Genomic DNA, 26,218 nt, shown 5'->3' with positions numbered 1-26,218 from the left:
GTGACCGCCCTTCGCGAACGTGTGTCTACTCGCCCCGGAAGACCGGATCGCGCCGCTCCAGGTTCGCCGCGATGCCCTCGGCGGCGTCGGCGGTCGCCCAGAGCCGTTCCTGCTCGGACAGTTCATGGTCCAGGGCCTCGCGCACCCGGCCGGCCAGATCCGAGCGCAGCGTCGCGCGGATGGAGCGCACGGCCAACGGGGCCGCCGCCGCGATGGAGGCGGCCCAGGCGAAGGCGACGTCCCGCTGGCGGCCGGGTTCGGTGAGCCGGTCGGCGAGGCCGAGGCGGTGCGCCTCGGTGCCGTCGACGCGGCGGCCGGTGAGCAGCATGTCGGCGGCGGCCTGACGGCCGACGATGTCGGGCAGCGTCACGCTGAGACCGAAGCCCTGGTGGAAACCGAGGCGCGCGAAGTTCGCCACGAAGCGCGTCGAGGGGTCGGCGACGCGGAAGTCGGCGGCGCACGCCAGCCCCAGCCCGCCGCCGACGGCCGAACCCTGCACGGCGGCGATGATCGGCGTCTCGACCTCGAAGATCTGGGCGGCGCGTCGGTAGAGCCGCGACGACACCGCGACCCGGTCGCCGGCGAAGGCGCCACCGGGGTTGAAGTTCGCGCCGGCGCAGAAGTGCTTCCCACGCGAGGCCAGGACCAGGGCGCGGCAGCGCGGGTCCCCGTCGAGTTCCCTGGCGGCGTCGACGATCAGCCCGATCAGGTGCTCGTCGAAGTAGTTGTTGGGCGGCCGGTCGATCTCCAGCAGCCCGACGCCGTCCTTCACCACGACCGACAGGTCCAGTCCTTGTGCTGTCACGCCGACACGATGCCACCCGCCGCGACCCAACGGAGAGCCAACCCCCTGCGGGCAGGGTGGAGCCACCACCACCGAAGGGGGCAACATGAGAGACGACCCGATCGCGGGGATGGAACAGACCCTGCGCGCGCTGGCCGAACACGCCGAGCGCTACCAGGAGTTCGACGCGCAGGCCGGCGGATTCGTCGGCGAGGCCGAGAGCTCCGACGGTCTCCTGCGGGTACGCGTCTCCGCCGACGGCTGCCTCGACGACCTCACGATCGACGCGCGGGCGATGCGGCAGGGCTCGGAGACCCTCGCCGAGACGATCCTCGACCTGAGCAGGCGCGCCCGGGAGGACCTGGGCCGCCGCTTCGACGAGGCGAAGGACGAAGGGATCGGCGAGGACTTCAGCCCCGCCGCCACCGAGGATCTGGCCCGCGGCCTCGAACGGCTCGCGGCCGACACCAGTGACCAGGCCGAAGAACTCGTATGGCGCCTGCGCAGGGCGACGGGAGGATGACATCGTGACCGACCGCAGAATCACCGCGTCGAAGATCGAGGGCCTCGGCCCGAAAATGGTCAGGGAGGTCGGCGAGAAGCTCGACAAGGTCAACGACGGCCTGCCCGACCTGCAGGAGGTGGAGTCGGCGAACTTCACCACGGTCATCCCGTCGATGGCCGTCGCCTACGCGATGGCCGCCGAGGTCTTCGAGGCACAGCTGAAACGGCAATGGGAACTGCTCGACCAGATCCACGACCGGCTGAAAGGCGCGGCCCGTGCCTGGGAAGACGTCGAGAAGGCCAACACCGCCGACACCTTCAAGGGGCTGTGACCCGTGGCGGGAAACAGCGCCAGTGACATCGCGGCGAAGATCGCACTGGTGGAGATCCTGATCGCGGCACCCCTGACGCGCAACCGTAACGTCTTCAAGATCGCCGCGATCATCTTCGCCAGCCAGTGCGACCCCGAGGGCGTCATCGAGATCGGCAAGAAGTGGGGTGAGGTCGCCCAGACCCTCCGGGAGGCCCAGAAGGCGGTCACCTCCGTCGTCGACAGCGTCAGCGAGGAGGAGTGGAAGTCCGACGACCGCGACGCCTTCGCCGAGACGATGGAGGACGTCAAAGGCGCCCTCCAGGGCATGGAGTACCTGGCCCAGGCACTGTCGATCGCGATGACCGTACTCGGCTACCTGTTGCTGGTCCTGGTGATCGCGATGGCCTCACTGGCCACGTACCTGCTGATCCTGGGCATCGCCTCGGTCATCCCGTGGACGAAGGCCGTCGCCTCCGCCCAGATCAAGGTCGTCGCGCCGATCGGCTATCAGGCGCTCCGGCGCCTGGAGGACGCCATCGGGGCGACGGGCCGCGCCATGGCCGCGCTGGTCGGCGCGGCCGCCGTGATCGACGCCGGGATCCAGATCGGGCACGGCAACGCCAGGGCCTTCGCCGGTGACGCCTTCAACGGCGTCGTCGACAGCCTCGACGAGATCGCCGCGGGCGCGGCCGCCTACTGGGAGGTCAAGGGTTTCGGAGCCGCCATCAAAGGCGGCGGCGCGCTCGCCCTGCCCGCGCTGGGCGCCGGGACGGGGCTCAACATTCTGCCCCTGCCGGGTCCCAATGGGGAGACCGCGCCCGCCGGGCAGGCCTCGGCATACGGAAACCAGTGGATCCCGGACAAGGGTGGCTGGCGGGACTACAACAAGCTCGACACCGGCACCGGCTGGAACGACAAGCCGACCCCGACCGAGCCCAAGTAGCCGCCGCCGGGCCTCCCTCGGGGAGGAGGCCCGGCGTGCGGCCGTGCTCACGTGGCCGAACAGCTCGCCGCCGGTGCGGTGTTGGCGCCCGTCCAGGTCGCGATAAACCCGAAGGCCGCCGACGCGTTCGGGGCCAGGCTGCCGTTGTAGTCGGCGTTGAGGGCCGTCACCGTCGCCGCCGGCTGGGTCACCCGCGCGTTCCACGACTGCGTCACGCGCTGCCCTTCGGTGAAGGCGAAGACGACCTGCCACGTGTTGATCGCGCGTGGGGAGGTGTTCCATACGGTCACCTCGGCCTGGAAACCGCCGCCCCACTGCGAGATGACACGGTAGGCGGCCGTGCAGCCGCCGGGCGGGTTCGGCGTCGGCGAGGCGGTCGGCGTCGTCGGTGTCGGCGTCACACCGCCGAGGACGGCCGCGACGGCCGGGTGGAAACGGTCGGCCATCTTGCGGAAACCGGAGTCGGTGGGGTGGACACCGTCGTAGGTGTCGGCGGCGACGTCGAAGCCGGTCCACTGGTCGACGACGCTGATCGGGGAGGCCGCCGTGGTCAGTCCGGCCGCCCAGGCCGGAATGCGCCGGTTGAGCTCGACCGCGTCCTCCGGGCAGGTCGCGCAGCCGTGCATGGGAATGATCTGCGCGACGACGACGCGCATCGCCGGGTTCTGGGCCCGCATCTGCCCGATGAGGGTCGTATAGGCGGCGATGACGTTGTCGGTGGGGATGTAGCCGCCCCACATGTCGTTGGTGCCCAGGTGCATGACGACCACGTCGGGCCGGGCCGCGGCCAGCCACGAGGGCAGCTGGCCGTTGGCGGCCAGCGCGGTCGCGGCGAGTCCACTGTGACCTTCGTGGTCGCCGTCGTAGGTGAAGCCGTAGCCGCAGCCGCCGCCGTCGGCGACACCGCCGACGAAGTCGAGGTCGGTGTACCCGTCGGAGCGCAGGTGGTCCCACAGCAGCGCCCGCCAGCAGCCGGGTCCGGCGGTGATGGAGTCGCCCAGCGGCATGACGCGCACGGGCGCGGCGGCCGAGGCGGCGGGCTCGACGATGACGAGGCCAAGGGCGGCCAGCGCGAGGGCGAGCAGGGTGAGTAGTAGGGAGCGTCGGTGCATGGGTGCCTCCTGGTGAGGAGGACCGACGGGCACGGTCCACCGCCTCCGGCGGCAGCGCTCCCGACGCGGCGCCGTGTCGGCCCGATGGCCGGTACGTGACGTGGCGTCATGTTATCGGAATCCACCACGGTGCGGGACCGGCCGGAAGCGGCGGAGGAACCGGTCGGCTCCTCCGCCGAAGCGGTCGTCATCCCCCGATGGTCAGCAGCAACAGGGTCTCGGCGGGTTCACCGTCGAAGACCGTGATGTCACGCAGTGGCGCGAAGCCCGCCGCCGTCAGGGCCCGGATCGTTTCCGCTTCACCCGTGGGCGGGCTGGACACCAGGCGCCGCGCGTCGGGATGGGCCTTCAGCACGACCTGGCGCAGGTACTCCCGGAGCATGGCGGGGGCCAGGTCGGGGCCGCACGCGGTCGCGTCGCCGATGACGACGTCGAAGCCGACCGCGTCGGGTTCGCCGGTGGCGAGGGCGTAGTCGCGGTGGTCGCCGACGCGATAATGCCAGGCGTAGCCGCAGGCGCGCCCGTCGGCGAGGACGACCGAGAGGTGGTTGGGGTGCTCGCCGCGGATCCACGGCAGGTACTTGCGCCGGGCGGCGGCGAGGTCGGGCTCGCCGGGCCGCCATGGAGCCACGTGCGGTGCGGCGTGCCAGCCGATGACGTCGCCCAGGTCGGACCCGGTCATGTCCCGGAAGGCGAACCGCGACGACACGGTCACCACGCCCAGGCCTCCGGGGCGGGTCCACCGGCGCCGATCGGCGGGAACAGGGCGTCGAGCCGTTCGGTGATCGCGGCGTCCACGGTCAGGTCCAGTGCCGCCAGCGCGCCGTCGAGTTGCCCGACGGTGCGGGGGCCGACGATCGGCGCGGTCACGCCGGGCCGCGACAGCAGCCACGCCAGCGCCAGGACGGCGGGTTCGGTGCCGATGTCGGCGCAGAGCTTCTCGTAGGCCTCGATGGCGTCGTGGTGTTCGCGCATCAGTTCGCCGCGGTCGTTGTCGCCTCGCACGGATGTGCCCTTGGCCTGTTTGGCGAGCACGCCCCCCAGCAGGCCGCTCTCCAGCGGCGACCACGGCACGACGGCGATCCCGTAGTGCCGCGCGGCGGGCAGTACCTCCAGTTCGGCGTGCCGGGTGATCAGGTTGTAGCGGCATTGCTCGGACACCAGGCCCAGGCTGTGCCGCCGGACCGCCGACTCCTGGGCGGCCGCCAGGTGCCAGCCGGCGAAGTTGGAGGATCCGGCGTAGCGGATCTTCCCCTGCGCCACCAGGGTGTCCATGGCCTGCCAGATCTCGTCCCAGGTGACGTTCCGGTCGACGTGGTGCATCTGGAGGACGTCGATCCGGTCGGTGCGCAGCCGCCGCAGGGACGCCTCGCACGAGGCGATGATGTGGCGGGCCGACAGCCGCCCGTCGTTGGGCCAGGTGCTCATCGGCGTGTAGACCTTGGTCGCCAGGACCACCTTGTCCCTGGCGAGGTCACGTCGGTCGAACCAGGCGCCGATGATCTGCTCGGTGACGCCTTCGCCGCGGCGTCCGCCATAGGAGTTCGCGGTGTCGACGTAGTTGACGCCGACGTCGAGCGCCCTGTCCAGGATCGTGTGGGCGTCGGCTTCGGAGGTGTGCGGGCCGAAGTTCATGGTGCCGAGGCACAGGCGGCTGACGACGAGTCCGCAGCGGCCCAGAGGGGTGTATTCCATGACGCCACCGTATGGACCGGACCGGTCCACTGACAGGTCCACTCGTGGGCACGAAAACTGGTCCGGTTGCTAGATTCGCGGGCATGGCCGAGCACTGGCACGCCGCGCTCGAACTGCTGTTGTCCGACGAGGCGCCGGGCGACGGCCGGCGCGGGCGGCGCACCGAACGCGCGCTGCGCGCGGCGATCCGCTCCGGCCGGATCCCGCCGGGGACGCGACTGCCGTCCTCCCGGGACCTGGCGGGGCAGGCCGGTGTCGCCCGCGGCACCGTCACCGCCGCCTACCGGCAGCTGACGGCCGAAGGCTACGTGCGGACACGACCGGGCTCGGGAACCTTCGTCGCGGCCGCGGTGCCACCGGCGGGCACCACGCCGACCGAACCACCGCCGGACCCCGCCCCGGCCTTCGCATTCGACCTGCGCACCGGTATCCCCGCGCTGTCGGAGTTCCCGCGCGCCGCGTGGTCGTCGGCGGCGAAACGGGCCCTCACCGCGCTTCCCGACTCGGCGCTGGCCTACCCCGACACCTCCGGCCTGCCGGCGCTGCGCAGCGAACTGGCCGCCTACCTCGGCCGCGTCCGCGGGGTCGCCGCCGCATCCGAGGGCGTCCTCATCACGCACGGCGCCGCCGAGGCGCTGGCCCTGCTCGCCCAGAGCCTGCGCGACGAAGGCCACCGGCGCATCGCCGTCGAAGACCCCTGCTATCCCGGCCAGGTCGACATCCTGTCCGGCAACGGCCTCGAAGCGGTGCCGATCCCGGTCGACGAGTCCGGCATCGACGTCGGCGCGCTGCGGCGCAGCGGCTGCCGGGCCGTGGTGGTCACCTCTGCGCACCAGTACCCGCTCGGTGTGGTCTTGAGCCCGGAGCGGCGCCACGCCCTGCTGGACTGGGCGGCACGCGACGACGCGCTGATCATCGAGGACGACTACGACGCCGAACACCGCTACGACCGTCCCGCGGTGGCCGCGCTGCAGGGACTCGCTCCGGACCGCGTCGCCTACGTCGGCACCGTCAGCAAGACCCTCGCCCCGGCCCTGCGACTCGGGTGGCTGGTCGGCCCGTCCCGCTACCACCGGTCGGCGCTGCGCCGCAAGGAACTGCTCAACCGGGGTGGGAGCGTCATCGACCACGCCACCTTCGCGACCTTCCTGCGCGACGGCGGCCACGACCGGCACCTGAGCCGCACACGCCGCAAGTACCGCCGGCGGCGCGACGCCCTCGTCGAGGCACTGGCGGCCCACCTGCCCGGCTGGCGGCCGACCGGGGTCGCCGCCGGACTCCACGTGGTCGTGCGGCTGCCTCCTGGGACCGACGACTCGGCGCTGGCCGCGCGGATGGCCGGTGCCGGAGTCAACGTCATCGCGCTCTCGCGCTACATGCGCACCGCCGCCGCCCCCTTCCCGGGACTGGTCGTCTCCTACGCGGCGAACACGCCCGACCGCCTGCGCGCCGCGGTGGACCTGATGGCCCGGACGTACCGGACCGCAACCGCGTGAAAGGCCGGGCCTAACCGGCCGCGACGGCCGCCACGACCTCCGGCGCCGCGGGCGCGACCTCGGTGAAACCGGCGGCGGAAAGGCGGGCGGCGGCCTCGCCGGGATCCTCGCACTCGACGACGACGCGGCCGCCCGGCACGAGCACCCGGGACAGGGCGGTGAGGGCCGACCACGCCACTCCACTGTGGACGATGGCGACGTCGAAGTCGCCCGCGCCGAGGCCCGCCGACAGCCCGGAGACGTCGGCGTAGCGGAGGTTGCGCAGCTCCTCGGCCGCGGCGAGTTCCCGCGCGCGGGCGAGCATCCCGGGCCGCGCGTCGAGGCCGAGGACCTGGCCCCGGTGAGCGCGATGGGCCGCGCGCCTGCTGGTCCAGCCGATGCCGCAGCCAAGCACCAGGACCCAGTCGTAGGCGTCGATCCGGGCCAGGGAGGGCAGTGCGGCGTCGCGGAGGAGTTCGTGCGTCGTCATGACGGGGTTTCCCTTCTGCGGCGGTGGTGGCGCCGGGTCAGATCCTCGCCGCCGCAACGGTGCCCCGTCGTCGCACGCACGAGGTGTCTTCGGACTGCCCGGACGGCCGTACGCCGGCCCCGGCGTACTCCCGCTGAGGTAGCCGGGATCTCGCCTCCGGGGACGAGGCCGCGCCCGTCGCGACCGGTTACCGTCACCTCATGGGCAAGATCTCCCCCTTCCGGCTCGACGTGCTGCTCGCCGTGACCGTCGTGGCCGTGCAGCTCATCGACCTGCTGCTCGCCGACGGCCCGGTCCCCGCGTTCGGGCCGGTCCTGGCCGTCGCGTCCGGCGGCGTCATGCTGCTGCGTTCGGCCTATCCGCGAACCACCCTGCTGCTGTCGCTGGTCGGCGCGCTCGCCTACGGCGCGATCGGGACCCCGTCGATCATCCAGGCGCTGCCGATCCTGCTCGGCGTCTACACCGTCATCGACGCCGGGCACTGGAAACTCGTGCTCGCGGTGGTCCTGCCCGTGCTCATGCTGTCGATCGTCGGCGACCTGATCGCCGAGACCCGGCCCCTGCGCGAGATCCTCCAGACCGCCTTCCTGCCCGCCGGCTGGTTCGTCGCCGCGGCCTTCCTCGGCCAGGTCTCGCGGCAGCGTCGCGCCTACGTCCGCGAAGTCGAGGAGCGCGCCGCCGAGGCCGAGCGCACCCGCGAGGAGATGGCCCTGCGGCGGGCCGGTGAGGAACGCCTGCGCATCGCCCGCGACCTGCACGACTCCCTCACCCACAGCATCTCGGTGATCAAGGTGCAGGCCGGCGTCGCCGTCCACCTCGCCCGCAAGCGCGGCGAGGAGCCACCGGCGGCGCTCGCCGCGATCCAGGAGGCGAGCACGGTCGCCACCCGTGAGCTGCGGGAGACCCTCGACGTCCTGCGCGGCCCCGGGGAGAGTTCCCAGGGCCTCGCGGGCCTGCCCGCGCTGGTGGAACGGGCCAGCGCGGCGGGCGTCCCGGCGTCCCTCGCCACGGAGGGGGCCGAACAGGCCGTGCCCGCCGAGGTCGGGCAGGCGGCCTACCGGATCGTGCAGGAGGCCTTGACGAACGTCGCGCGCCACGCCGGTCCGGCGACCGCGCGCGTACGGCTCGCGTTCGGTGAGGGCGAACTGGCCGTCCGGATCACCGACGACGGCCGCGCGCAGGCCCCTGCGTCCAAGCCGGGCGTCGGGCTGATCGGCATGCGCGAGCGGGTGGCGGCCCTCGGCGGGACGCTGCGGGCGGCGCCCGCCGACGACGGCGCCGGGTTCGACGTGCACGCCGTTCTTCCCTTGGGGGCCAAGTGATCCGGGTCCTGCTCGCCGACGACCAGGCGCTCATCCGGGGCGGGTTCCGGGCACTCCTCGACGCCGAGGACGACATCGAGGTCGTCGGCGAGGCCCCCGACGGGCGGCGGGCCGTCGAGCTGGTCCGCGAACTGCGGCCGGACGTGGCCATCATCGACGTGCAGATGCCCGTCATGGACGGGATCGAGGCGACCCGGCTGATCAGCGCCGACGCCGAACTCGCCGACGTGCGGGTGGTGATCCTGACCAACTACGGCGTCGACGAGTACGTCTACAACGCGCTGCGGGCCGGGGCGGGCGGTTTCCTGGTCAAGGACATCGAGCCCGAGGACATGGTGCGGGCGGTGCGGACGGCCGCGCGCGGGGACGCGCTGCTGTCGCCGGCGATCACCCGGCGGCTGATCCGCGAGTTCGTCTCGCGCCCGCCGCACGTCGACCACGGGCCGGGCGCCGACGTCCTGACCCGGCGCGAACGCGAGGTGGTCGGTCTGGTCGCGCACGGCCTGAGCAACGAGGAGATCGCCCTGCGGCTGGTGATCAGCCCGGCGACGGCCAAGACGCACGTGAGCCGGGCGATGGTCAAGCTCGACGCGCGCGACCGGGCCCAGCTGGTCGTGTTCGCCTATGAGGCGGGGCTGGTCTCGGCGCGGGAGCGGGACTGACACCGCCCGAACGGACCGTCGCCACGGCCTTCGTCCGCTCCTAGGATCACGCCATGTCGATCACGGCCACCGCTCCCGTGCTCAACGGCCGCGGCGACTCGCTCCTGCGCCTCGACGGCGACGAGTTGTACGTGAACCTTCCCCTTGAGGACCATCGGATCCCCCTGGAGGCGATCGCCTCGGTGCGGGCCGAGGGACGGTCGGTGTCGATCGTGCTGACCGCGGCCACCGGCACCGAGCGGGACCGCACCGCCGACGGTGCCGCCCTGGTCACCTCGCGGCGCTACCCCGTCGACGTGGAGCGGATCAAGCACCGCAGGCGGCTCATCGGTGCCGCCGTGGGCATCGTCGTGGTCAACGTGGCGCTGGCGCTGCCGCTGTTCCTCACCGGACACGGCTGGTTCGTGCTGCTGTTCGGGATCCCCGGGATCATCGGCACGCTCCTGGCCGCCCGGGTGTATCTGCTGCTCCCCGACGCCCTCCGCCTGTGGCGCCTGCCGAAGCACGGCATCACCGTCGACGCGGTCTACTCCCACATCGACGGCAAGGGCCGCGCGGTCTACACCTATGTCGACGTCGACGGCACCGAGCGGATGTTCATGGCCGGGATCCTCCTGCCGCGCATGGGCGTCGAACACTTCGCCGTCAGCTACGACGCACGTAATCCGCGGCACGTCGTGCGGACCGTCGACAACGGACGCGGATCGGCGGCCTTCGGTCTGGTGCTCGCCTCCGCGTTCGCCTTCGTCTGCCTCGTGGCCGCCACCGGCGGTTCACTCGCGATCGCCTTCGGCCAGGAGACACGCTGCCGGGGCCGTCTGTGGACCGGCCCCGGCAGGTATGCGCCCCTCAGGTGAGGGCTTCGCCGGTCTCCGGGTCGAAGAAGTACAGCCGCGAGGGGTTGATCGCCAGCTCGATCGGCTCACCGACCTCGACGGCCACCTCGATGCCGAGCTTGACGGTGAAACGCGCGTGGTCGTCGGGCAGCAGCGCGACGTCGTCGGCTGTCTCGGCGTCGACGGCGGCGCGGGTGGCGTCGGTGTCGACGCGCGGGGCCGCGACCGGGAACACCACGTGCCGTTCGTCGCCGAGGTCCTCGATGATCTCGGGGACCGCGCGGATCACGGGGTGCCCGTTGCCCGCCACGCCGAGGCCGGTGGGCCGCACGCCGAGGATGACCTGGCGTTCGGCGGTGGCCAGCGGCGAGCCTTCGGGCAGGTCGACCTCGACGTCGGCGAAGCGGACCTTGCCGCTGGCGACGGTCGCGGACACGAAGTTCATCGACGGGGAGCCGATGAACGCCGCCACGAAGAGGTTGACCGGCTTGTGGAACAGGTTCGCCGGGGTGTCGCACTGCTGGAGCACGCCGTCGCGCAGGACCGCCACGCGCTGCCCGAGGGTCATCGCCTCGATCTGGTCGTGCGTGACGTAGACGGTCGTGACGCCCAGGCGCTTGTGCAGGCGGGACAGTTCGGCGCGCATGCTGACACGCAGTTTGGCGTCCAGGTTGGACAGCGGCTCGTCCATGAGGAAGACCTTCGGGCGGCGCACGATCGCGCGGCCCATCGCCACGCGCTGCCGCTGCCCGCCCGACAGCGCCGCCGGACGGCGCTTGAGGAGGTGCTCAAGGCCGAGGGTCTTGGCCACGTCGGTGGCCTGCTCGGCCCGGTCGGCGCGCTTGGTGCCGCGCATCCGCAGACCGAACTCCATGTTGCGCTGCACCGACATGCGCGGGTAGAGCGCGTAGCTCTGGAACACCATCGCCACGTCGCGCTGCTGCGGAAGGTCGCGCGTGACGTCGGCGCCGCCGATGTGGATCTCGCCTCCGCTGACCTCTTCGAGGCCGGCGATCATGCGCAACAGGGTCGACTTGCCGCAGCCGGAGGGCCCGACCAGGACCATGAACTCGCCCGGCTCGATGTCGAGGTCGACGCCGTCGACGGCGCGGACGCCGCCGCGGTAGACCTTGTCCACTTTGGACAGGGTGACGCCGACCGAGGGCAGCGCCACGTCGGCCTCGGCGATCGCTTCGGTGTCGGACACGAGTCAGCCTTTCCGGAGTGCGGCCGACGGCCCCGTGCCGCCCGTGCCGTGGTGTTCGGTGCCGCCGGAGCCGGCGGGCCCGCAAGGGTCCCAGTACTCCGCGGCGATGGTGTCCATGAGGGTCTCGGCCTCACCGGCGGCCAGGCCGCGCAGTGGCCGGGAGTGCCCGACGTCTTCGAATACCGTGCTCATCGTCGTGCTCCCATCCGTTCGCGCTCGTCCTCGTCGTGCACGCCGCTCATCCCTTCAGCGCCCCGGCCATCAGCCCGCGCATGAAGAACCGGCCCAGCAGGACGTAGACCAGCAGCGTCGGCAGGCAGGCGATCAGCGCGGAGGCCATGGCCTCGTTGAAGGGGATCGACTGGCCGCCGGCGATGTTGTTCAACGCGATCGTGACCGGCCAGTACGACTTGTTCGTGGTCAGCACCGCGCCGAAGAGGAAGTCGTTCCAGGCGGAGGTGAACTGCCAGATGATCGCCACCGCGAAGGCGGGCGGCGCGACGGGCAGCGCGACGTGGAAGAAGGTCCGCAGCATCCCGGCGCCGTCGACCTCGGCGGCCTCGATGATCTCGTCGGATATCCCCGAGAAGTAGCTGCGGAAGATCAGCGTGGTCAGCGGCAGCCCGTAGATGATGTGCACCAGGATCAGGCCGTCGAGTCCGCCCTTGAGACCGAGGAAGGACATCGTCTCGGTCATCGGGATCAGCACCGACTGGTAGGGGATGAACATCCCGAACAGGATCAGCGGGAACACGAAGTCGGCGCCCGGGAAGCGCCACTTCGACAGCACGAAGCCGTTGGCGGCGCCCAGCAGCGCCGAGATGATGCTCGCCGGGACGGCGAGCATCACGCTGTTGAACAGCCCGTCCTGCAGCTTCGGCCACACCGCCTCGAAGGAGGCGAAGGACCACGTCGAGGGCAGTTCCCACACCCGCTGGACGCTGACCTCGGAGGGATCCTTCAGCGAGGTCACGATCAGCGCGTAGATCGGCATGAGGAAGAAGACCAGGAACAGCAGCAGGGCGGCGTACTTGCCGAAGCGCGCGTAGGGCGCGTACTTCGACTGGATCCGGAAGTCGCGCTCCTTGCGCTTCTTTGGGGGCTTGGCCACGACGGTCTTCTCGGCGGTGGTGGTCACTTGCGTCGCTCCGATCGCACCGAGTACCAGATGTAGGGCACGATCACCACGGCGATGCCGGCCAGCAGCAGCGTCGCGATGGTGGCGCCGCGACCGTAGAAGCCGCCGTCGAAGGTGGTGAACCACATGTACATCGCCGGGGTGTCGAGGGCCAGGTCGCCCTTGGGCACGATGGCCAGGAGCAGGTCGAAGGTCTTCAGTGAGATGTGCGCCAGGATCACCAGCGCGCTCATCACGACCGGCCACAGCATGGGCCGCACGACGTGCCAGAACACGCGCGGCTCGTTGGCGCCGTCGACGCGCGCGGCCTCGCGCAGCTCCTCGGGGACACCGCGGATGCCGGCCAGGAACAGGGCCATGATGTAGCCCGACAGCGCCCAGCCCGCCGGCAGCGCGATCGAGGCGATCGCCCAGCTGGAGTCGGAGTTGTACCAGTCACCGGCCAGGAAGCCGAGGCCGACGTCGTCGAAGAGCTTGTTCAGTCCCCCGGCCGGTTCGCCGTTCTGCAGCAGCCAGCGCCAGATGATGCCGACGGCGATCAGCGACAGCGCCATCGGGAAGATGAAGGAGCTGCGGAAGAAGGACTCGAAGCGGACACCCCGGTCAAGGAGCATCGCCAGGACCAGGCCTGTGACCAGCGCGCCGAGCACGAACACGGCCGTGAAGATCAAGACGTTGCGCACGTCCATGTTGAAGCGCTCGTCTTTGAGCAGGTTCTGGTAGTTGTCCAGGCCCACGCTGTCGTCGGTGATCTGGTAGCCGCGCGAGGTCGAGGTCGACACCTTCGCGTTCCACCCGGCGAAGCCGTACACGAACACGCCGATCAACAGCAGGGACGGCGTGACCAGCAGCAGCGCCGGACCCCAGCGCCGGAAGCGTCTCATCAGGTAACTCCACAGTGGGTGGTGTGCCGTGCCGCCCGTGCCCGCGCGGCACGGCACACCTGGTCGCGACTACTTGGTCTCTTCGTACTTCTGCTTGACGGTGGCGGCGAACTTGGCCACGTCGCCGTCTTCGATGAAGAGCCCGAGCGCGGTGTCGATCTCGGCGTTCCAGGCGTTGTTGGCGACCACGCCGTGGGCGAGGGAACCGACGATCTGGATGGAGCCGTCCTTGGTGCCCTGCCACTGCTCAAGGCCCCACTTGAGGTACCCGGTGTAGAGGGCGGGGTCGGCGTCGGTGCGAGCCGGGACCGAACCCTTCTTCGGGTTGAAGGCGTCCTGGCCGCTCTTGGAGCCGGCCTCCTTCAGCCACGCCTCGGCGGCGGTCTTGTTCTTCGCCTGGGCGGGCAGGGTGAACGAGTCCGACAGGAAGTTGAAGATGTTGTCGGTACCCGGGGAGGCCGCCACCGCGTAGTCGGTGTCGACGGTCAGGCCCTTGTCGCCCTTGAGGTAGGCGTCGGCCCAGTCGCCCATGACCGCGAAGGCCGCGTCACCCGAGACAACCTTGTCCATCATGGGCTGCCAGTCGGCGGAGGGGGCCTTGATGTCGCTGTATTCGAGGACCTTGGCGAACACGCCGAGGGCCTCGGTGACCTCGGAACCGGTCCAGTCGGTGGTCCCGTTCCACAGGCCGTCGTAGCCGGCCTTGCCCAGCTCGCCGAGCAGGACGTTCTCCAGCAGGTGCTTCTGGGTCCAGCCGGGGCCGATCGCCAGCGGGGTCTTGCCCTTGGCCTTGATCTTCTCGGCGACGGTGAGGAAGTCCGACCAGCTGGCCGGGACCTTCTCGTCGACGCCGAGGTCCTTCAGGGTCTTGGGGTTGAACCACATCAGGTTCGAGCGGTGGATGTTGACCGGGACGGCGTAGAGCTTGCCGTCGATGGTCAGGTAGTTCAGCAGCTCCGCAGGGAAGACGTCACGCCAGCCCTCGGAGTCGTAGAGGCTCGTGATGTCGGAGACCCAGCCGTTGCGGATGTCGTCCTGCAGTTCCAGGCCGGCGTGCCGCTGGTAGGAATCGGGGGCGTCGCCGTCCTTGAGACGGGTCTGCAAGATGGCCTTGGCGTTGGACCCGGCACCGCCGGAGACCGCCGCGTTGACGAACTCGATGTCGGGGTTCTTCGTCTGGAAGTCCGCGATCATCGCGGCGAGGCCGTCCTCCTCGCCCGGACCGGTCCACCACGAGAAGACCTCCACCTTGCTGTTGTCACCCCCGCCACCGTCGTTCGCGTCCTTCGAACAGGCCGGCAGTGCCGCGAGCGCGGCCGCCATGGCGAGCGCCACGAACCCTCTCCGTCGAAGGCCCATTGCCACCTCCCAGGTGTTAGATACTTGCGCCAGGCGAACCTCACCACGGCGTGTTGAGATCTGTCAACGGCTGCCAAGTTTCTGTTGCTAATCCGTTAAGCCCGGGGTCCTTTGAGCGCAGAAAAGCGGGCCAAGTGGCCCATGCCGGACGATGTTCTGTGAACGGTTGACTAAACTTTGCCGACCGAGTTCTCCTCGCGTCCACCGCGGGGACGGCCCAGACCGGAGGACTTCCGTGCCGAGTGACCACGTCTCCACGCCGAGCCGAGCGCGAGCCGAGGGCGCGAACGCGGCCCGGCTGTGGCGTGATGGACTGCGCGGCAACACTTTCCGGGTGGCGCGGGCGTTGCGGGAGGCGGGCCCGAGCACGCGGGCCGAGCTGGTGTCGCGGACGGGCCTGTCGCGGCCGACGGTGTCGGCGGCGCTGACCGAGCTCGGCGAGGCCGGCCTGGCCGGTGAGGAGCCGAAGGCGGCGGCGCAGGCGACCGGTGGCCGCCGGGCGGCGCTGGTGAGTCTGAGCCGCAGCGCGGGTCTCGCCGTCGGGGTGGACATCGGGCGTCGGCACGTGCGGGTGGCGGTGGCCGACCTGGGGCAGCGGATCCTGACCGAGTGCTCCGAGCCGCTCGACCGCGACGCCGACGACCGTCCGGCGCACGTGCTGGACCGTACGACGTCGATGGTCGACGGTGCGCTGGCCGAGGTCGGGGCGGTCCGCGGGGACATCGTGGGCGTGGGGCTGGGGATTCCGGTTCCGTTGACGCGACTGGGTGTGCTGGGTTCGCCGACGCTGCTGCCGGCCTGGGCGGATCTGGTTCCGGCGTCGGAGCTGTCGGCGCGGCTGGGGGTGCCGGTGCACGCCGACAACGACGCCAACCTGGGCGCGCTCGGGGAGCAGCGCTGGGGTGCCGGCCGGGGAACGAAGGTGTTCGTCTACGTCAAGCTGGCCACCGGTGTCGGTGCCGGGCTGGTCTTCGACGGTGTGCTGTTCCGCGGGATCACCGGCACCGCCGGGGAACTGGGCCACATCACGCTCGACGCGCACGGGCCGGTGTGCCAGTGCGGCAACCGGGGCTGTCTTGAGCTGTACGTGGGCGGCCGGGCGCTGCTGGACCACGCGCGGCACACCCATCCGACCCTGTCGGCGCTGTCGGAGCTGACCGCGTTGGCCGCCGAGGGCGACCCGCGGCTGCGGCGGATCCTCAACGACGCCGGCGGGCATCTCGGGATCGCCCTCGGCGGGCTGGTGAACCTGGTCAATCCGGAGCTGATCGCCGTCGGCGGGGAGTTGGGCGCGGCGGCGCAGCTGTTCCTGGATCCCTTGCGCACCGGGCTCACCAGTACGGCGATGCCCGCCGCGGCCGAGGCCGTGCACATCGCGCCGGCCGCGCTCGGCGACCGCGCGACGGCCCTGGGCGGTGTGGCGCTCGCACTGAGCTCCTGAGGTCGCGACCTATCCAGCACACCCCGGCTCCCCCTACAGTCTCTTGTGGACGCACGGTGGGCGCGCGATGGCGCACCGGGTCGTTCTCGCGCATCCGCTAATCTGACAACGATTTTCATTCTCATCTTGACTGTGGAGAGGTGCCCTCGTTGTCCCGACATCCCCTCACCCGGCTCGCCCCGGCCGTCGCGCTGCTCGCCGTCACCGCACTGACCGCCTGCTCCTCACCCGCCGAACCGGCCGACGGCGACGTCCTGCGGGTCGTCACCCCGTACACGATCAAGAATCTCGACCCGCTCCAGCAGGGACTCTGGGCGCCGGAATGGGGCTACGGCGAACTGCTCATGCGCGCCACCGAACACGGCACCGTCGAACCCTGGCTCCTGGAGTCGATCGAGCACCACACGCCGACCGGCTGGCGCCTCGACCTCAAGCCCGGCATCGCCTTCCACAACGGGAACCCGCTGAACGCCGCCGCCCTCGACGCCGTGTTCGAGGCCAACCTCTCCGGGAACAAGCGCACGGGGTCGCTGCTCGCCGGGGCCGTCGTCGGCACCGACGGCCCGCTCACGGTGATCATCGAGACCCGCTCCCCCACCCCGAACCTGCCCAACATCCTGGCCGATGAGGGCGTCCTGCCCGTCTACGACGTCGCGGCCCTGGCCGCCGTCCCCGACCGCACCGACGACGCCGCGATCGCCGCGGCGGGCATCTACACCGGCCCGTTCACCGTCGCGTCGCTGACGCCGGATCGCCTGACCCTCAAGCGAAACGACGCCCACCGTGACGGGCCACCGGCCCTCGACGGCGTCGAGGTGTCCTTTGTGGAGGACGGCCAGGCACGCGTGCTCGCCGTCCGCTCCGGCGAGGCCGACCTCGCCTTCTACCCACCCACCGAGGCCCTGCGCAACCTCGGCGACGACGTGCGGGTCATCGACGCCACGGCCAACCCGTCGCCCCTGCGCGGGTTCGTCAACACCCGGGGCCCGCTCGGCGACGTCGCCGTCCGCCGCGCCCTCGCGCTGGCCATCGACTACGCGTCGCTGTCCGCCGACGCCATGGACGGGCTCTACAGCCCGCCGATCGGCATGTTCCCCGCCTCGGTCCCCTACGCCCGCCAGGATCTGCGCACCGACACCGCCGAGGCCGCGCGCCTGCTCGACGCGGCGGGCTGGGGCTTCCGCGACGGGATCCGCGCCAAGGACGGCAAGGCCCTCACGATCACGGTCCTGTCCTACGGCAGCCAGCCCGACACCGCCGTGATCGCCACCGCCCTCCAGGCGCAACTGTCCGCGACCGGCTTCGCCGTCGAGGTCCGCGACGTCCCCGCCAACTACGAGGCCATGGCCGACCCGGCGGGCTGGGACGTCGGCCTGAGCTTCGACAGCGCCCTGGGCACCACCTACGATCCGCTCGGACGCCTGCACGACTTCCTGCACACCGAAGGCCAGTACAACTTCGGCGCCGTCGGCGACACCGAACTCGACCACCTCCTCGACGAACTCTCGGCCACCTTCGACGAGGACGAGCGCACCCGCCTGCTCGACGAGATCCAGCGGCACGCCGTCGCCGAACAGGCCTACGCGCTGTTCCTCGCCGACCGGCCCGCGCGCGTCGTCGCCGCACCCGCCTACGCCGGGTACACCGTCTCCTCGGTCCTCCAGCACGTCGGCACGGCCACCGGGCCGGGCGCCTCCTGACGTGCCCGCCCCGCTTCGGCGCCTCGCCTCCGCGCTGGCCGTACTCGCCACGGCCGGCGCGCTGGTGTGGGGCCTGATGCTGCTCTCCCCCGTCGACCCGGCCCGCCAGATCCTGCTCGCCCAGGGCGATCCGGCCCCCGCACCCGCCGAAGTCGACGCCACCCGCCATGAACTCGGCCTCGACCGCTCCTACCCCGAGCAGTACGCCCGCTGGCTCACCGCCGCCGTGCGCGGTGACTTCGGGACCTCCTGGCGCACCGGCGATCCCGTCGCCGCCGAACTCGCCGGGCGCCTCCCCGCCACCATCCGGCTCACCCTGGTGGCGCTGCTCTTCGCGACGGCCGTGGCACTGGCGCTGGCTCTGCCGGGCCTGGAACGGCCCGGCGGCCCCGCCGACGTGTTCGCCCGCGGCCTGGTCTTCGGCGGTTCGGCGCTGCCCGTCTTCGCCGTCGGCGTGGTACTGCTGGAGTTCGTGGTCGTCGGCGCCGGAATCGGCCGCGTCGTCGCCGACGGAACCTGGTCGGGGGCACTGCTTCCGGCACTCCCGCTCGCTCTGGGCATCGGCGCGGAATGGGCCCGCGTCCTGCGCGGCGGGCTGCGCGACGCCCTCGGCGCCCCGCACAGCGAGACCGCCCGCGCCCGCGGCGCCGGCCGCCTGCGGATCCTCGCCCTGCACGGTCTCCCGCACGCCGCCGCGCCCTTCCTCACCGTCGCGGCGATGAGCGCCGGCGGACTCCTGGCCGGCGCCGCCGTCGTCGAGACCCTGTTCACCTGGCCCGGCATCGGCCGCCTGCTCATCACCTCCATCGACGCCGGCGACCTGCCGGTCGTCCAGGCGATCGTGCTCCTCGGCGTGGTCGCCTTCCTCGCCGCGAACCTGCTCGCCGAAACCCTCACCGCGGCCATCGACCCACGACGCCGGGAGAAGAGGTGAGGAACCGCTCCCTCCACGTCGGAGCGTGGCTGCTGGTCGCCCTCGCCGTGATCGCCGTGGCCGCACCGCTTCTCCTGCCCGACCCCGACCGCGTCGACTACACCGCCAAGCTCGCCCCGCCCGGCGCCACCCACCTGCTCGGCACCGACCGGCTCGGCCGCGACCTGGCCGCCCGGCTGGCCGCCGGCGCCCGCACCACCCTCGGCTCGGTCGGCGCGGTGTGGCTGGTGTCGGTCGCGATCGGACTTCTCGCCGGAACCCTCAGCGCCCTCGCCGGACGCCTCGCGCACGAGACCGTCGCCCGCGTCGTCGACGTCGCGCTCGCCCTGCCGCAGACCGTCGTGGCACTCGCCGTCGCCGGCGCGATCGGCCCCGGCATGTGGCAGCTGGTGTTCGCCATGTCGGCCACGGCCTGGGCGCCCACGGCACGCCTCGCCCACACCTACGTCCACGCCGCCCGCGAACGGCCCGACGTGCTCGCCGCGCGCATGGCCGGGATCGGGACCGTGCGGGCGATGGCCGCCCACGTCCTGCCCGGCGCCTCGGCGCGCGTCGTCGTGGTCGCCACCCTCGGCGTCGGGCAGCTGATCCTGTCGCTGGCCGCGCTGTCCTTCCTGGGGCTCGGAGCCCAGCCGCCGACCGCCGAGTGGGGACGGATGCTCGCCGACAGCCGCCACGACGTCATCGCCGCGCCCTGGCTGATCATCGCGCCGACCACGGCGGTCTTCCTCGCCGTCACCGCCGTCTCGCTGCTGGCCGACGGCGCCCGGGAACACATCGACCCGGGGAGCCGCTCATGGCCACGGTTCTGAAGATCCGCGACCTCGCCGTCACCTATCCCGACGGCACACAGGCCCTGCGCGGTGTCGACCTCGACCTCGCCGAAGGCGAGTGCCTGGCACTCGCCGGCGAATCCGGGTCGGGCAAGTCGACGCTCCTGCGGGTGCTGCTGTCGCTGCTGCCGAAGGGATCGCGGGTCACGGGGTCGGCGGTCGTCGACGACGACGGCACGTCGCTGGAGGCGGTCGGCGCCGACCGGGCGACACTGCGGCGGCTGCGCGGCGGGCTGCTGGGATACGTCGGGCAGGACCCGCACGCCGCCGCCGATCCACTGTGGAGCGTCGGGCGGCACCTCCGGGAGGCGTGGCGCGCCAGGCGGATGCGCCCGGCGAAAGGCGCCGCCGAGGAACGCGCCGAGGCCGTCGGCATCACCCAGGCGCGGGCACGGCTGCGGCAGTACCCCCACCAGTGGTCGGGCGGGATGCTCCAGCGCGCGCACATCGCCGGTGCGGGCGTGCACGGCCCCCTCGTCACGCTCGCCGACGAGCCGACCAGCGCCCTCGACGCCGGGCTCGCCGCGACGACCCTGGCGGTCCTGCGAGCCGACGCGCGAGCGCTTCTGCTGGTGTGCCACGACCTGCGGCACGTCGCGGCGGTCGCCGACCGGGTCGCCGTCCTCTACGCCGGGCGCGTCGTGGAGACCGGCGTCGACGTACCGGCGCGGCCACGCCACCCCTACACGAAGGCCCTGGTCGCCGCCGCGCCCCGGCCCGGGCACGGCCTGCCCGAGGAACTGCCCGGCACATCGCCCGATCTCCGGCGCGAGCTCACCGGCTGCGCCTTCGCGCCACGCTGCGGCCTCGCGCTGGAGTCGTGCCACCGCGAGGATCCCGTGCTCGACGACGGTGTCGCGTGCCCGGTGGTGCCGCGGTGACGCCGGTCGTGGAGGCCCGCGGCCTGTCGCGCACCTACCGGCGCGGCCGGCTGCGCGTCCCGGCGGTGTCCGATGTGGACCTCACCGTGGCGGCGGGGACCGTCGTCGGCGTCGAAGGCCCCTCGGGCTCGGGGAAATCGACGCTACTGCGACTGCTGATGCGCCTGGAGGCACCCGACTCCGGTGAACTGCTCCTCGACGGGCACGCGTCGCGGAGAACGGCGCCGGGCTGGGCGATGCCGGTCTTCCAGGACGCCCGCGCCAGCCTCGACGCGCGCTGGCCGGTCTGGCGGACCGTCGCCGAACCGCTCCTGCGAACGGACCGGGCCGCACGCCGCGCGGCGGCCCTGGACTGGCTGTCCCGCGTCGGCCTCGGTCACGTCGATCCCGATGCCCGCCCCCGTGAACTCTCCGGCGGCCAGTGCCAGCGCGTCGCCGTCGCCCGCGCGCTGATCGCCCGCCCTCGCGTCGTGTTCGCCGACGAACCCACCGCGTCCCTCGACGCCACGACCGCCGCCGGGATCACCCGGCTCCTGCGCGCCGCCGCCGACGAGCACGGCACGGCACTTGTCGTCGTCAGCCACGACGCCGACCGCCTCGCCGTACTGGCCGACCGGATCGTGCGCATGGACGCCGGGCGCCTGACCGCGTGAGTCAACGCGACGCGGTCACCACGAAGGGGCAGACCGCGCAGGCGGCGCGCCCCTCCTGTGCCCACCACCGGCAACTGTCGCGGATACCGCATTCGGGCAGCGGACCGTCGGCTCCCGCGACGGCGTCGTACTCCCGGTGCGCGACGGTGACCGCCGCGCACTCCCCTTCCTGCCAGAACGCGCATCCGCTCGTCACGCACGCCCCGGAGAAGCGATACCGCGTCTCCAGGCGTCCATCGGCGTCGAGCCCGGACCGCAGCGTCTCGGTGAGACGCGGCCCGCCGGGCGTGTAGACGACCCGCCCGCCCGGGCCCACGATCCCCAGCAGGCGGCTGGAGGCCACCGCGGGCGCGCTCGGGCAGGTGGCCGTGTCATCGGTGGTGGGCCGTGTGGTGGTCACTTGATGCCGCGCAGGAGCTCGGCGACCTCCTGCGCCCGGTGGGACGTGTAGGCGTACCGGCCGATGAGCTCCCACCCGCGCAGGCGGGAGGTGTCGACCTGGACGACGTCGATGTCGACGGCCAGGAACTGGTTGAGCGCCCGGCTGCCCGCCTCGGCGACCTCCTGGGCGATGGCGGCCTGCTGCTTGGTGGACAGGTCGGTGCCGTCGACGGTGAACGTGAACGTGTACTTGGCCATGACGGATCCCCTTGCCCGGCCGCGCCTTCCGTCGCGCGACCGTTCACCTCCACTGTGGACCCGCACCACTCCCGGACGGCGACCGTCGGGCGAACGTGCCGAAGACGTCACCGGATCGGTCGCGATCCGTGGCCCGATCATCGCCGAGGGTCACCTGAGCCTTGTGCTGGGCATGACCCGGCCCTCCACTGTGCACTGCCGAGCGCAGCTCACGAGCCGCCCGCACAGCGAAAACGTCATCCACCGTCGACCCCCGGCACCAACGCCCGCCTGTACCGGTACGACGACGAAATCCTGACGCGACCCGCCTTTTCCTAGGCTCGCCACCGTCCCCGAAACGAAAGGCGCGCCATGACCGCGGCAAGCGGCATCACCGTCGACCCCGAAGCCATCACCGGACTCGCCGACGAACTCGGCACCACCGTCCACCCCGCCCTGCGACACGCCCTGGACGCCACCGCGCGACTGTCCACCACGGACCTCCCGCCCACCCTCGCCGCCGCCTGCACCCGCGCCGCCCGGACCGCCGGGATCCGCGCGGCCGCGCGCGTCGCCGGACTCGGCCTGATCCGCCGCGCCCTCACCGACACCGCCGAACGCTGGTCGGACCACACCGGCGTGTGGCGCGACGCGTCATGAACCCCACCACCACCGGACGCGCCCCCGCCGACCCGCGACTCACCATCGCCTACGACCCGCGCCCCGTCGAAGCACTCGCCGGCACCTGGCGCACCATCGCCGCCCACGACCGCGACGCAGCCCACGGCTTCGACACCGCCGTAGCCGCGGTCACCACCGCCCACTGGCTCGGCCGCGACCGCGCCGCCTTCGACACCCTCGGCGACCGCTACCGCGACCTCCTCGACACCGACCGCGAACACGCCGAGACCGCCGCCTTCGCGCTGGACGTGCTCGCCCGCTGGCTGCACATCGCACGACGCACCGCCCACGCCCACGCCCACGCGGCCGCGCTCGCCGGGCTCACCGAGCCCGGCGACGAAACCGCCCGCGCGCGGATCACCGAAGCGGCCGGCCGGCGGCTGGACGCACTCGACGCGATGATCGACGAGGCCACGACCCTTGCCGTGGAAGTGCTGGACCGATGTTCGTGCGACGCGGGAAGGTGACCGCCCTACGCCGGCTCGAACAGCGCGATCGTCTCGAAGTGGTGCGTCATCGGGAACGCGTCGAAGGACCGCAGCGTCTTCAGCCGCCAGCCCAGCTTCGCGAAGGTCTTCACATCCCGGCCCAGCGCCGCCGGATCGCAGGCGACATAGGCGATCGCGCGCGGAATCGCCTCGACCATCCCGGTGATCACCCGCTCGCCGGCGCCGGAGCGCGGCGGGTCGAGCACGATCACGTCGGGCTGGGGAAGCTCGTCGACGAGCGCGACGACGTCGCCGTAGACGGCGTGCGCCTGCGGGAGGTCGGCGAAGTTGCCGGTGGCGTTGCCGCGCCGGTCGGTCTCCACGAGGGTCACGTCACCGTGCTCCCCCACCACCTCGGCCAGCGCCACGGCGAACAGCCCGGCACCGCCGTAGAGGTCCCAGGCGCTTTCACCGACCTGCGGGTCGAGGAGTTCGAGCACGGTCGCGGTGAAGGTCTCGGCGGCGTGCCGGTGGACCTGCCAGAAGGCCTCCGACATCAGCTCGAAGCGGCGCTTTCCGACGGTCTCACCGATGAGCGCGGGGCCGCTGATCTGCTCGGCGTGGGCACGACGGCCGTGTCCTTCCTGCCGCCCACGGGTGGCGTGGACGGACAGTTCGGATTCGGCGGAGTCGATGACGCCGACGCTGCCGTAGCCCGACCAGTCGCCGTCGAGGACGTCGGCGCCCTGAACGCGTTCGGTGGCGACCATGCAGCGGTCGATGTCGACGACGTGGTGCGAGCGGTGACCGCGCAGCCCCGCACGGCCGGTGCCGTCGACGGCGTACTGCATGCGGGTACGCCAGCCCGACTCACCGCCGGGGAGCGACTCGACCCGGTAACCGGCGACGTCGGCCTCGTCCATGCCACCGAGGCGCACGAGCTGCTCACGCAGAACGGTGGTCTTCAAGGCGAGCTGGGTGTCGCGATCGGCGTGCTGGAAGTCGCAGCCGCCGCAACCGCCCGGGTGGGCGTAGACGCAGGGCGCCTCGCGGCGGCCGGGCGCGGGGGTCAGGATCTCCACGGCGTCGCCGCGCAGGTAGCCCGACTTCCGCTCGGTGATCTTGACCTTGACGGTCTCACCGGGCAGGGCGTGCCGGACGAAGATGACGCGGCCGTCGTGGCGAGCGACGCAATGTCCCCCGTGGGCGACCGACCCCACCTCGACGGTGAGGAGGTCCTTGTCGTTGCTCATCGGTGCGGGGTCATCCTGTCGTCGAAGCGGTCGAGGTCGCGGCTCTCACTGGACACCAGTTGCCACGGCACGCTGGTGACCATGACTCCCGGCTCGAACAGCAGGCGGCTCTTGATACGCAGCGCGCTCTGATTGTGCAGGAGGTGCTCCCACCAGCGCCCGACGACGTACTCGGGGATGAACACCGTCACGACGTCGCGCGGAGACGCCTTCCGCAGCGACTTGATGTAGTCGATGATCGGGCGGGTGATCTCCCGGTACGGCGACTCCACCACCGACAACGGCACCGGAATGCGCCTGCGGTCCCATTCGGCCTGGAGGGCGCGGGTCTCGGCGTCGTCGACGTTGACGGTGAGGGCCACGATGCTGTCGGGCCGCGTGGCCTGCGCGTAGGACAGGGCCCGCAGCGTCGGCAGGTGCAGCTTGCTGACCACGACGACGACATGGTTGCGCGACGGCAGCGGCGGACGCTCGTCGGGCGGCACGAGCTCGTGGGAGACCTTGTCGTAGTGCTTCCGGATCGCGCGCATGAGCACGTAGAACATCCCCATGAACACGATGGACAGCCACGCCCCGTGGGTGAACTTCGTGATCACCACGATGATCAGCACCGTCGAGGTCATCAGCAGGCCGAAGGCGTTGATCGCCTGCGACCGGCGCATCCGGTGGCGCGCCCGGGAGTCGCGTTCGGTGCGCAGCAGCCTGTTCCAGTGCCGGATCATCCCGCTCTGCGACATGACGAAGGACACGAACACACCGACGATGTAGAGCTGGATCAGCTTGTGCTCGTCGGCCTTGTAGACCACGACGAGGACCATCGCGGCCAGCGCCAGCATCACGATGCCGTTGGAGAAGGCGAGCCGGTCACCACGGGTGTGCAGCTGGCGGGGAAGGTAACGGTCCTGGGCGAGGATCGAACCGAGGACGGGGAAGCCGTTGAAGGCGGTGTTGGCCGCCAGGACCAGGATCAGGCCGGTCACGGCCGTGACGTAGACGAACCCGATCGGGAAGTGATCGAAGACCGTCTGCGAGAGCTGGGCCAGCAGGGTCTTCTGGATGTAGCCGTTGGGTGTCCCGGCGAGGTCGACCGGGTTCTCGGCCATCTTGACCTCGGTGATCTTCGCCAGCGCGATCAGGCCCATGAACATGACCACGGAGATGCCGCCCATCAGCAGCAGCGTCGTGGCGGCGTTCTTCCCCTTCGGCGGCTTGAACGACGGCACACCGTTGGCGATCGCCTCCACACCCGTCAGGGCCGCACAGCCCGACGCGAAGGTCCGCAGCAGCAGGAACACCAGGGTGGCACCGGCGAGGTCGGGCTGCTCGGCGATGAGGTCGAAGTCCGCGCTCTCGGCGCGCAGGTCGTCACCGAGGACGAACACGCGGAACAGGCCGTAGGCGACCAGGCCGAAGATGCCGAAGATGAACGCGTAGGTCGGAATGGCGAAGGCCACACCCGACTCGCGGATGCCGCGCAGGTTCACCGCGGCCAGCAGGGTGATCGCGATCAGCGAGAAGGCGACCTTGTGCTCGTCGACGAGATTCCAGGCCGAACCGATGTTGGCCGCCGCCGCCGAGATCGACACCGCGACGGTCAGGACGTAGTCGACGAGCAGGGCACTGGCCACGACCAGGCCGAAGGCCGGCCCGTGGTTGACGGTGGCGACCTCGTAGTCACCGCCGCCGGAGGGATAGGCGTTGACGTTCTGCCGGTAGGAGGCGACCACGGCGATCATCACCAGGGCGATGAACAGCCCGATCCACCCGCTGTAGACGTAGGCACCCGCCCCCGCGATGCTCAGCGCCAGGAAGATCTGCTCGGGGGCGTAGGCCACCGACGACATCGCGTCGGAGGCGAACACCGGCAGCGCGACGCGTTTGGGCAGGACGGCGTGCGAGAGCCGGTCTGAGCGAAACGGTCTGCCGAGGAGCAGACGTTTCACCAGCGAAGTTGGACTTGCCACTGCGACAGAGTAGCCACCGGCGACCGCCGCGCGCGCCCGCCCGGCCGCACACGTGAGGACGGAGTTCGCCGGTGATCGTTCGGCGACCGATCGTCACGTGGCAGGCTG

General features: G+C 71.7%; 29 protein-coding genes. 15 read left to right on the top strand and 14 right to left on the bottom strand.

Annotated features, from left to right (window positions below; all coding sequences use genetic code 11):
* Window positions 1-25: 25 nt before the first annotated feature.
* The gene (locus tag HNR73_RS13590) at window positions 26-805 is read right to left on the bottom strand and encodes an enoyl-CoA hydratase/isomerase family protein (RefSeq protein ID WP_239122363.1); all 780 of its coding nucleotides are present in this window, start codon (window positions 803-805) and stop codon (window positions 26-28) included.
* Window positions 806-890: 85 nt separating this feature from the next.
* Here HNR73_RS13590 and HNR73_RS13585 point away from each other — a divergent pair, with 85 nt between their 5' ends.
* Genes HNR73_RS13585 through HNR73_RS13575 form a run of 3 tightly spaced genes read left to right on the top strand, consistent with a single transcriptional unit; the run spans window position 891 to window position 2,544 of the window.
* Window positions 891-1,307 carry a YbaB/EbfC family nucleoid-associated protein gene (locus tag HNR73_RS13585; protein WP_184787762.1) on the top strand — a complete coding sequence of 139 codons (417 nt, stop codon included), beginning with the start codon at window positions 891-893 and terminating at the stop codon, window positions 1,305-1,307.
* Window positions 1,308-1,311: 4 nt separating this feature from the next.
* Window positions 1,312-1,620 (top strand): hypothetical protein, encoded by a 309-nt coding sequence (locus HNR73_RS13580; protein ID WP_184787761.1) that lies wholly within the window; start codon window positions 1,312-1,314, stop codon window positions 1,618-1,620.
* A gap of 3 nt (window positions 1,621-1,623) precedes the next feature.
* Window positions 1,624-2,544 (top strand): hypothetical protein, encoded by a 921-nt coding sequence (locus tag HNR73_RS13575; RefSeq protein WP_184787760.1) that lies wholly within the window; start codon window positions 1,624-1,626, stop codon window positions 2,542-2,544.
* A gap of 47 nt (window positions 2,545-2,591) precedes the next feature.
* Here HNR73_RS13575 and HNR73_RS13570 read toward each other — a convergent pair whose 3' ends face one another.
* From HNR73_RS13570 to HNR73_RS13560, 3 genes are all read right to left on the bottom strand, one after another.
* Entirely contained in the window at window positions 2,592-3,656 is a 1,065-nt protein-coding gene (locus tag HNR73_RS13570) for a cellulose binding domain-containing protein (protein WP_184787759.1), read from the bottom strand.
* A 187-nt stretch (window positions 3,657-3,843) separates the two neighbouring features.
* Entirely contained in the window at window positions 3,844-4,338 is a 495-nt protein-coding gene (locus HNR73_RS13565; RefSeq protein ID WP_184787758.1) for a GNAT family N-acetyltransferase, read from the bottom strand.
* Between the two features lie 29 nt (window positions 4,339-4,367).
* Window positions 4,368-5,351: an aldo/keto reductase gene (locus HNR73_RS13560; protein WP_184787757.1), complete on the bottom strand. Its 984-nt coding sequence runs from the start codon at window positions 5,349-5,351 to the stop codon at window positions 4,368-4,370.
* Between the two features lie 83 nt (window positions 5,352-5,434).
* Between HNR73_RS13560 and pdxR the strand changes: the two genes are divergently transcribed.
* Window positions 5,435-6,847: a MocR-like pyridoxine biosynthesis transcription factor PdxR gene (pdxR, locus tag HNR73_RS13555; RefSeq protein WP_184787756.1), complete on the top strand. Its 1,413-nt coding sequence runs from the start codon at window positions 5,435-5,437 to the stop codon at window positions 6,845-6,847.
* Window positions 6,848-6,857: 10 nt separating this feature from the next.
* Here the strand turns inward: pdxR and HNR73_RS13550 are convergent, their stop codons facing one another.
* Complete coding sequence (locus HNR73_RS13550; RefSeq protein WP_184787755.1) at window positions 6,858-7,316, bottom strand: class I SAM-dependent methyltransferase; 459 nt, start codon at window positions 7,314-7,316, stop codon at window positions 6,858-6,860.
* A 200-nt stretch (window positions 7,317-7,516) separates the two neighbouring features.
* Between HNR73_RS13550 and HNR73_RS13545 the strand changes: the two genes are divergently transcribed.
* Genes HNR73_RS13545 through HNR73_RS13535 form a run of 3 tightly spaced genes read left to right on the top strand, consistent with a single transcriptional unit; the run spans window position 7,517 to window position 10,157 of the window.
* Entirely contained in the window at window positions 7,517-8,638 is a 1,122-nt protein-coding gene (locus HNR73_RS13545; RefSeq protein ID WP_184787754.1) for a sensor histidine kinase, read from the top strand.
* Window positions 8,635-9,300 carry a response regulator gene (locus HNR73_RS13540; RefSeq protein ID WP_184787753.1) on the top strand — a complete coding sequence of 222 codons (666 nt, stop codon included), beginning with the start codon at window positions 8,635-8,637 and terminating at the stop codon, window positions 9,298-9,300. The genes HNR73_RS13545 and HNR73_RS13540 overlap by 4 nt, the downstream gene beginning before the upstream one ends.
* 53 nt (window positions 9,301-9,353) lie before the next feature.
* Window positions 9,354-10,157, top strand: coding sequence for a hypothetical protein (locus HNR73_RS13535; protein WP_184787752.1), 804 nt, complete (start codon window positions 9,354-9,356; stop codon window positions 10,155-10,157).
* Here HNR73_RS13535 and HNR73_RS13530 read toward each other — a convergent pair.
* The 5 genes from HNR73_RS13530 to HNR73_RS13510 form a co-directional block, all read right to left on the bottom strand.
* The gene (locus tag HNR73_RS13530; protein ID WP_275414590.1) at window positions 10,150-11,343 is read right to left on the bottom strand and encodes an ABC transporter ATP-binding protein; all 1,194 of its coding nucleotides are present in this window, start codon (window positions 11,341-11,343) and stop codon (window positions 10,150-10,152) included. The genes HNR73_RS13535 and HNR73_RS13530 overlap by 8 nt on opposite strands.
* Window positions 11,344-11,346: 3 nt before the next feature.
* Complete coding sequence (locus tag HNR73_RS13525) at window positions 11,347-11,535, bottom strand: hypothetical protein (RefSeq protein WP_184787751.1); 189 nt, start codon at window positions 11,533-11,535, stop codon at window positions 11,347-11,349.
* 46 nt (window positions 11,536-11,581) lie between these two features.
* Window positions 11,582-12,481 carry a carbohydrate ABC transporter permease gene (locus HNR73_RS13520; protein ID WP_239122362.1) on the bottom strand — a complete coding sequence of 300 codons (900 nt, stop codon included), beginning with the start codon at window positions 12,479-12,481 and terminating at the stop codon, window positions 11,582-11,584.
* On the bottom strand, window positions 12,478-13,365 hold the full coding sequence (locus HNR73_RS13515; RefSeq protein WP_184787750.1) for a carbohydrate ABC transporter permease: 888 nt from the start codon (window positions 13,363-13,365) through the stop codon (window positions 12,478-12,480). Before HNR73_RS13515 ends, HNR73_RS13520 begins: the two co-directional genes overlap by 4 nt.
* A gap of 69 nt (window positions 13,366-13,434) precedes the next feature.
* The gene (locus tag HNR73_RS13510) at window positions 13,435-14,700 is read right to left on the bottom strand and encodes an ABC transporter substrate-binding protein (protein WP_203686896.1); all 1,266 of its coding nucleotides are present in this window, start codon (window positions 14,698-14,700) and stop codon (window positions 13,435-13,437) included.
* A 259-nt stretch (window positions 14,701-14,959) separates the two neighbouring features.
* Between HNR73_RS13510 and HNR73_RS13505 the strand changes: the two genes are divergently transcribed.
* The 6 genes from HNR73_RS13505 (at window position 14,960) to HNR73_RS13480 (ending at window position 21,166) form a co-directional block, all read left to right on the top strand.
* Window positions 14,960-16,165 carry an ROK family transcriptional regulator gene (locus HNR73_RS13505; protein WP_184787749.1) on the top strand — a complete coding sequence of 402 codons (1,206 nt, stop codon included), beginning with the start codon at window positions 14,960-14,962 and terminating at the stop codon, window positions 16,163-16,165.
* Between the two features lie 149 nt (window positions 16,166-16,314).
* On the top strand, window positions 16,315-17,865 hold the full coding sequence (locus HNR73_RS13500; RefSeq protein ID WP_184787748.1) for an ABC transporter substrate-binding protein: 1,551 nt from the start codon (window positions 16,315-16,317) through the stop codon (window positions 17,863-17,865).
* 1 nt (window position 17,866) lies between these two features.
* The gene (locus HNR73_RS13495; RefSeq protein ID WP_184787747.1) at window positions 17,867-18,799 is read left to right on the top strand and encodes an ABC transporter permease; all 933 of its coding nucleotides are present in this window, start codon (window positions 17,867-17,869) and stop codon (window positions 18,797-18,799) included.
* Window positions 18,796-19,611 (top strand): ABC transporter permease, encoded by an 816-nt coding sequence (locus HNR73_RS13490; RefSeq protein WP_184787746.1) that lies wholly within the window; start codon window positions 18,796-18,798, stop codon window positions 19,609-19,611. The genes HNR73_RS13495 and HNR73_RS13490 overlap by 4 nt, the downstream gene beginning before the upstream one ends.
* Window positions 19,596-20,513 carry an oligopeptide/dipeptide ABC transporter ATP-binding protein gene (locus tag HNR73_RS13485; RefSeq protein ID WP_184787745.1) on the top strand — a complete coding sequence of 306 codons (918 nt, stop codon included), beginning with the start codon at window positions 19,596-19,598 and terminating at the stop codon, window positions 20,511-20,513. Before HNR73_RS13490 ends, HNR73_RS13485 begins: the two co-directional genes overlap by 16 nt.
* Window positions 20,510-21,166 carry an ABC transporter ATP-binding protein gene (locus tag HNR73_RS13480; RefSeq protein ID WP_184787744.1) on the top strand — a complete coding sequence of 219 codons (657 nt, stop codon included), beginning with the start codon at window positions 20,510-20,512 and terminating at the stop codon, window positions 21,164-21,166. Before HNR73_RS13485 ends, HNR73_RS13480 begins: the two co-directional genes overlap by 4 nt.
* A gap of 1 nt (window position 21,167) precedes the next feature.
* On the opposite strand, the gene HNR73_RS13475 is transcribed toward HNR73_RS13480, so the two are convergent.
* Window positions 21,168-21,566, bottom strand: a complete 399-nt coding sequence (locus HNR73_RS13475) for a hypothetical protein (protein WP_184787743.1) — start codon at window positions 21,564-21,566, stop codon at window positions 21,168-21,170.
* Window positions 21,563-21,805, bottom strand: coding sequence for a hypothetical protein (locus HNR73_RS13470; RefSeq protein WP_184787742.1), 243 nt, complete (start codon window positions 21,803-21,805; stop codon window positions 21,563-21,565). Before HNR73_RS13470 ends, HNR73_RS13475 begins: the two co-directional genes overlap by 4 nt.
* A gap of 351 nt (window positions 21,806-22,156) precedes the next feature.
* Here HNR73_RS13470 and HNR73_RS13465 point away from each other — a divergent pair, with 351 nt between their 5' ends.
* Both HNR73_RS13465 and HNR73_RS13460 read left to right on the top strand, forming a co-directional pair.
* Complete coding sequence (locus HNR73_RS13465) at window positions 22,157-22,444, top strand: hypothetical protein (RefSeq protein WP_184787741.1); 288 nt, start codon at window positions 22,157-22,159, stop codon at window positions 22,442-22,444.
* Window positions 22,441-22,932, top strand: coding sequence for a hypothetical protein (locus HNR73_RS13460; protein WP_184787740.1), 492 nt, complete (start codon window positions 22,441-22,443; stop codon window positions 22,930-22,932). The genes HNR73_RS13465 and HNR73_RS13460 overlap by 4 nt, the downstream gene beginning before the upstream one ends.
* A gap of 5 nt (window positions 22,933-22,937) precedes the next feature.
* On the opposite strand, the gene HNR73_RS13455 is transcribed toward HNR73_RS13460, so the two are convergent.
* The gene (locus HNR73_RS13455) at window positions 22,938-24,146 is read right to left on the bottom strand and encodes a class I SAM-dependent RNA methyltransferase (RefSeq protein ID WP_184787739.1); all 1,209 of its coding nucleotides are present in this window, start codon (window positions 24,144-24,146) and stop codon (window positions 22,938-22,940) included.
* A complete protein-coding gene (locus HNR73_RS13450; protein WP_184787738.1) occupies window positions 24,143-26,110 on the bottom strand; it encodes an APC family permease in 1,968 nt (655 codons plus the stop codon). The genes HNR73_RS13455 and HNR73_RS13450 overlap by 4 nt, the downstream gene beginning before the upstream one ends.
* Window positions 26,111-26,218 lie beyond the last annotated feature (108 nt).

The sequence above is a fragment of the Phytomonospora endophytica genome (assembly GCF_014202425.1).
GTDB classification, from domain to species: domain Bacteria; phylum Actinomycetota; class Actinomycetes; order Mycobacteriales; family Micromonosporaceae; genus Phytomonospora; species Phytomonospora endophytica.
This window is presented reverse-complemented; position numbering and strand designations above follow the sequence as displayed.

What these genes read in the sequence shown, in the direction of transcription:
- HNR73_RS13485 (WP_184787745.1), top strand. Translation starts at nt 19,596, where the DNA reads ATGGCCACGGTTCTGAAGATCCGCGACCTCGCCGTCACCTATCCCGAC.
- HNR73_RS13565 (WP_184787758.1), bottom strand. Translation starts at nt 4,338, where the DNA reads ATGACCGGGTCCGACCTGGGCGACGTCATCGGCTGGCACGCCGCACCG.
- HNR73_RS13455 (WP_184787739.1), bottom strand. Translation starts at nt 24,146, where the DNA reads ATGAGCAACGACAAGGACCTCCTCACCGTCGAGGTGGGGTCGGTCGCC.
- HNR73_RS13550 (WP_184787755.1), bottom strand. Translation starts at nt 7,316, where the DNA reads ATGACGACGCACGAACTCCTCCGCGACGCCGCACTGCCCTCCCTGGCC.
- HNR73_RS13545 (WP_184787754.1), top strand. Translation starts at nt 7,517, where the DNA reads ATGGGCAAGATCTCCCCCTTCCGGCTCGACGTGCTGCTCGCCGTGACC.
- HNR73_RS13470 (WP_184787742.1), bottom strand. Translation starts at nt 21,805, where the DNA reads ATGGCCAAGTACACGTTCACGTTCACCGTCGACGGCACCGACCTGTCC.
- HNR73_RS13585 (WP_184787762.1), top strand. Translation starts at nt 891, where the DNA reads ATGAGAGACGACCCGATCGCGGGGATGGAACAGACCCTGCGCGCGCTG.
- HNR73_RS13535 (WP_184787752.1), top strand. Translation starts at nt 9,354, where the DNA reads ATGTCGATCACGGCCACCGCTCCCGTGCTCAACGGCCGCGGCGACTCG.
- HNR73_RS13465 (WP_184787741.1), top strand. Translation starts at nt 22,157, where the DNA reads ATGACCGCGGCAAGCGGCATCACCGTCGACCCCGAAGCCATCACCGGA.
- HNR73_RS13515 (WP_184787750.1), bottom strand. Translation starts at nt 13,365, where the DNA reads ATGAGACGCTTCCGGCGCTGGGGTCCGGCGCTGCTGCTGGTCACGCCG.
- HNR73_RS13560 (WP_184787757.1), bottom strand. Translation starts at nt 5,351, where the DNA reads ATGGAATACACCCCTCTGGGCCGCTGCGGACTCGTCGTCAGCCGCCTG.
- HNR73_RS13460 (WP_184787740.1), top strand. Translation starts at nt 22,441, where the DNA reads ATGAACCCCACCACCACCGGACGCGCCCCCGCCGACCCGCGACTCACC.
- HNR73_RS13570 (WP_184787759.1), bottom strand. Translation starts at nt 3,656, where the DNA reads ATGCACCGACGCTCCCTACTACTCACCCTGCTCGCCCTCGCGCTGGCC.
- pdxR (WP_184787756.1), top strand. Translation starts at nt 5,435, where the DNA reads ATGGCCGAGCACTGGCACGCCGCGCTCGAACTGCTGTTGTCCGACGAG.
- HNR73_RS13525 (WP_184787751.1), bottom strand. Translation starts at nt 11,535, where the DNA reads ATGAGCACGGTATTCGAAGACGTCGGGCACTCCCGGCCACTGCGCGGC.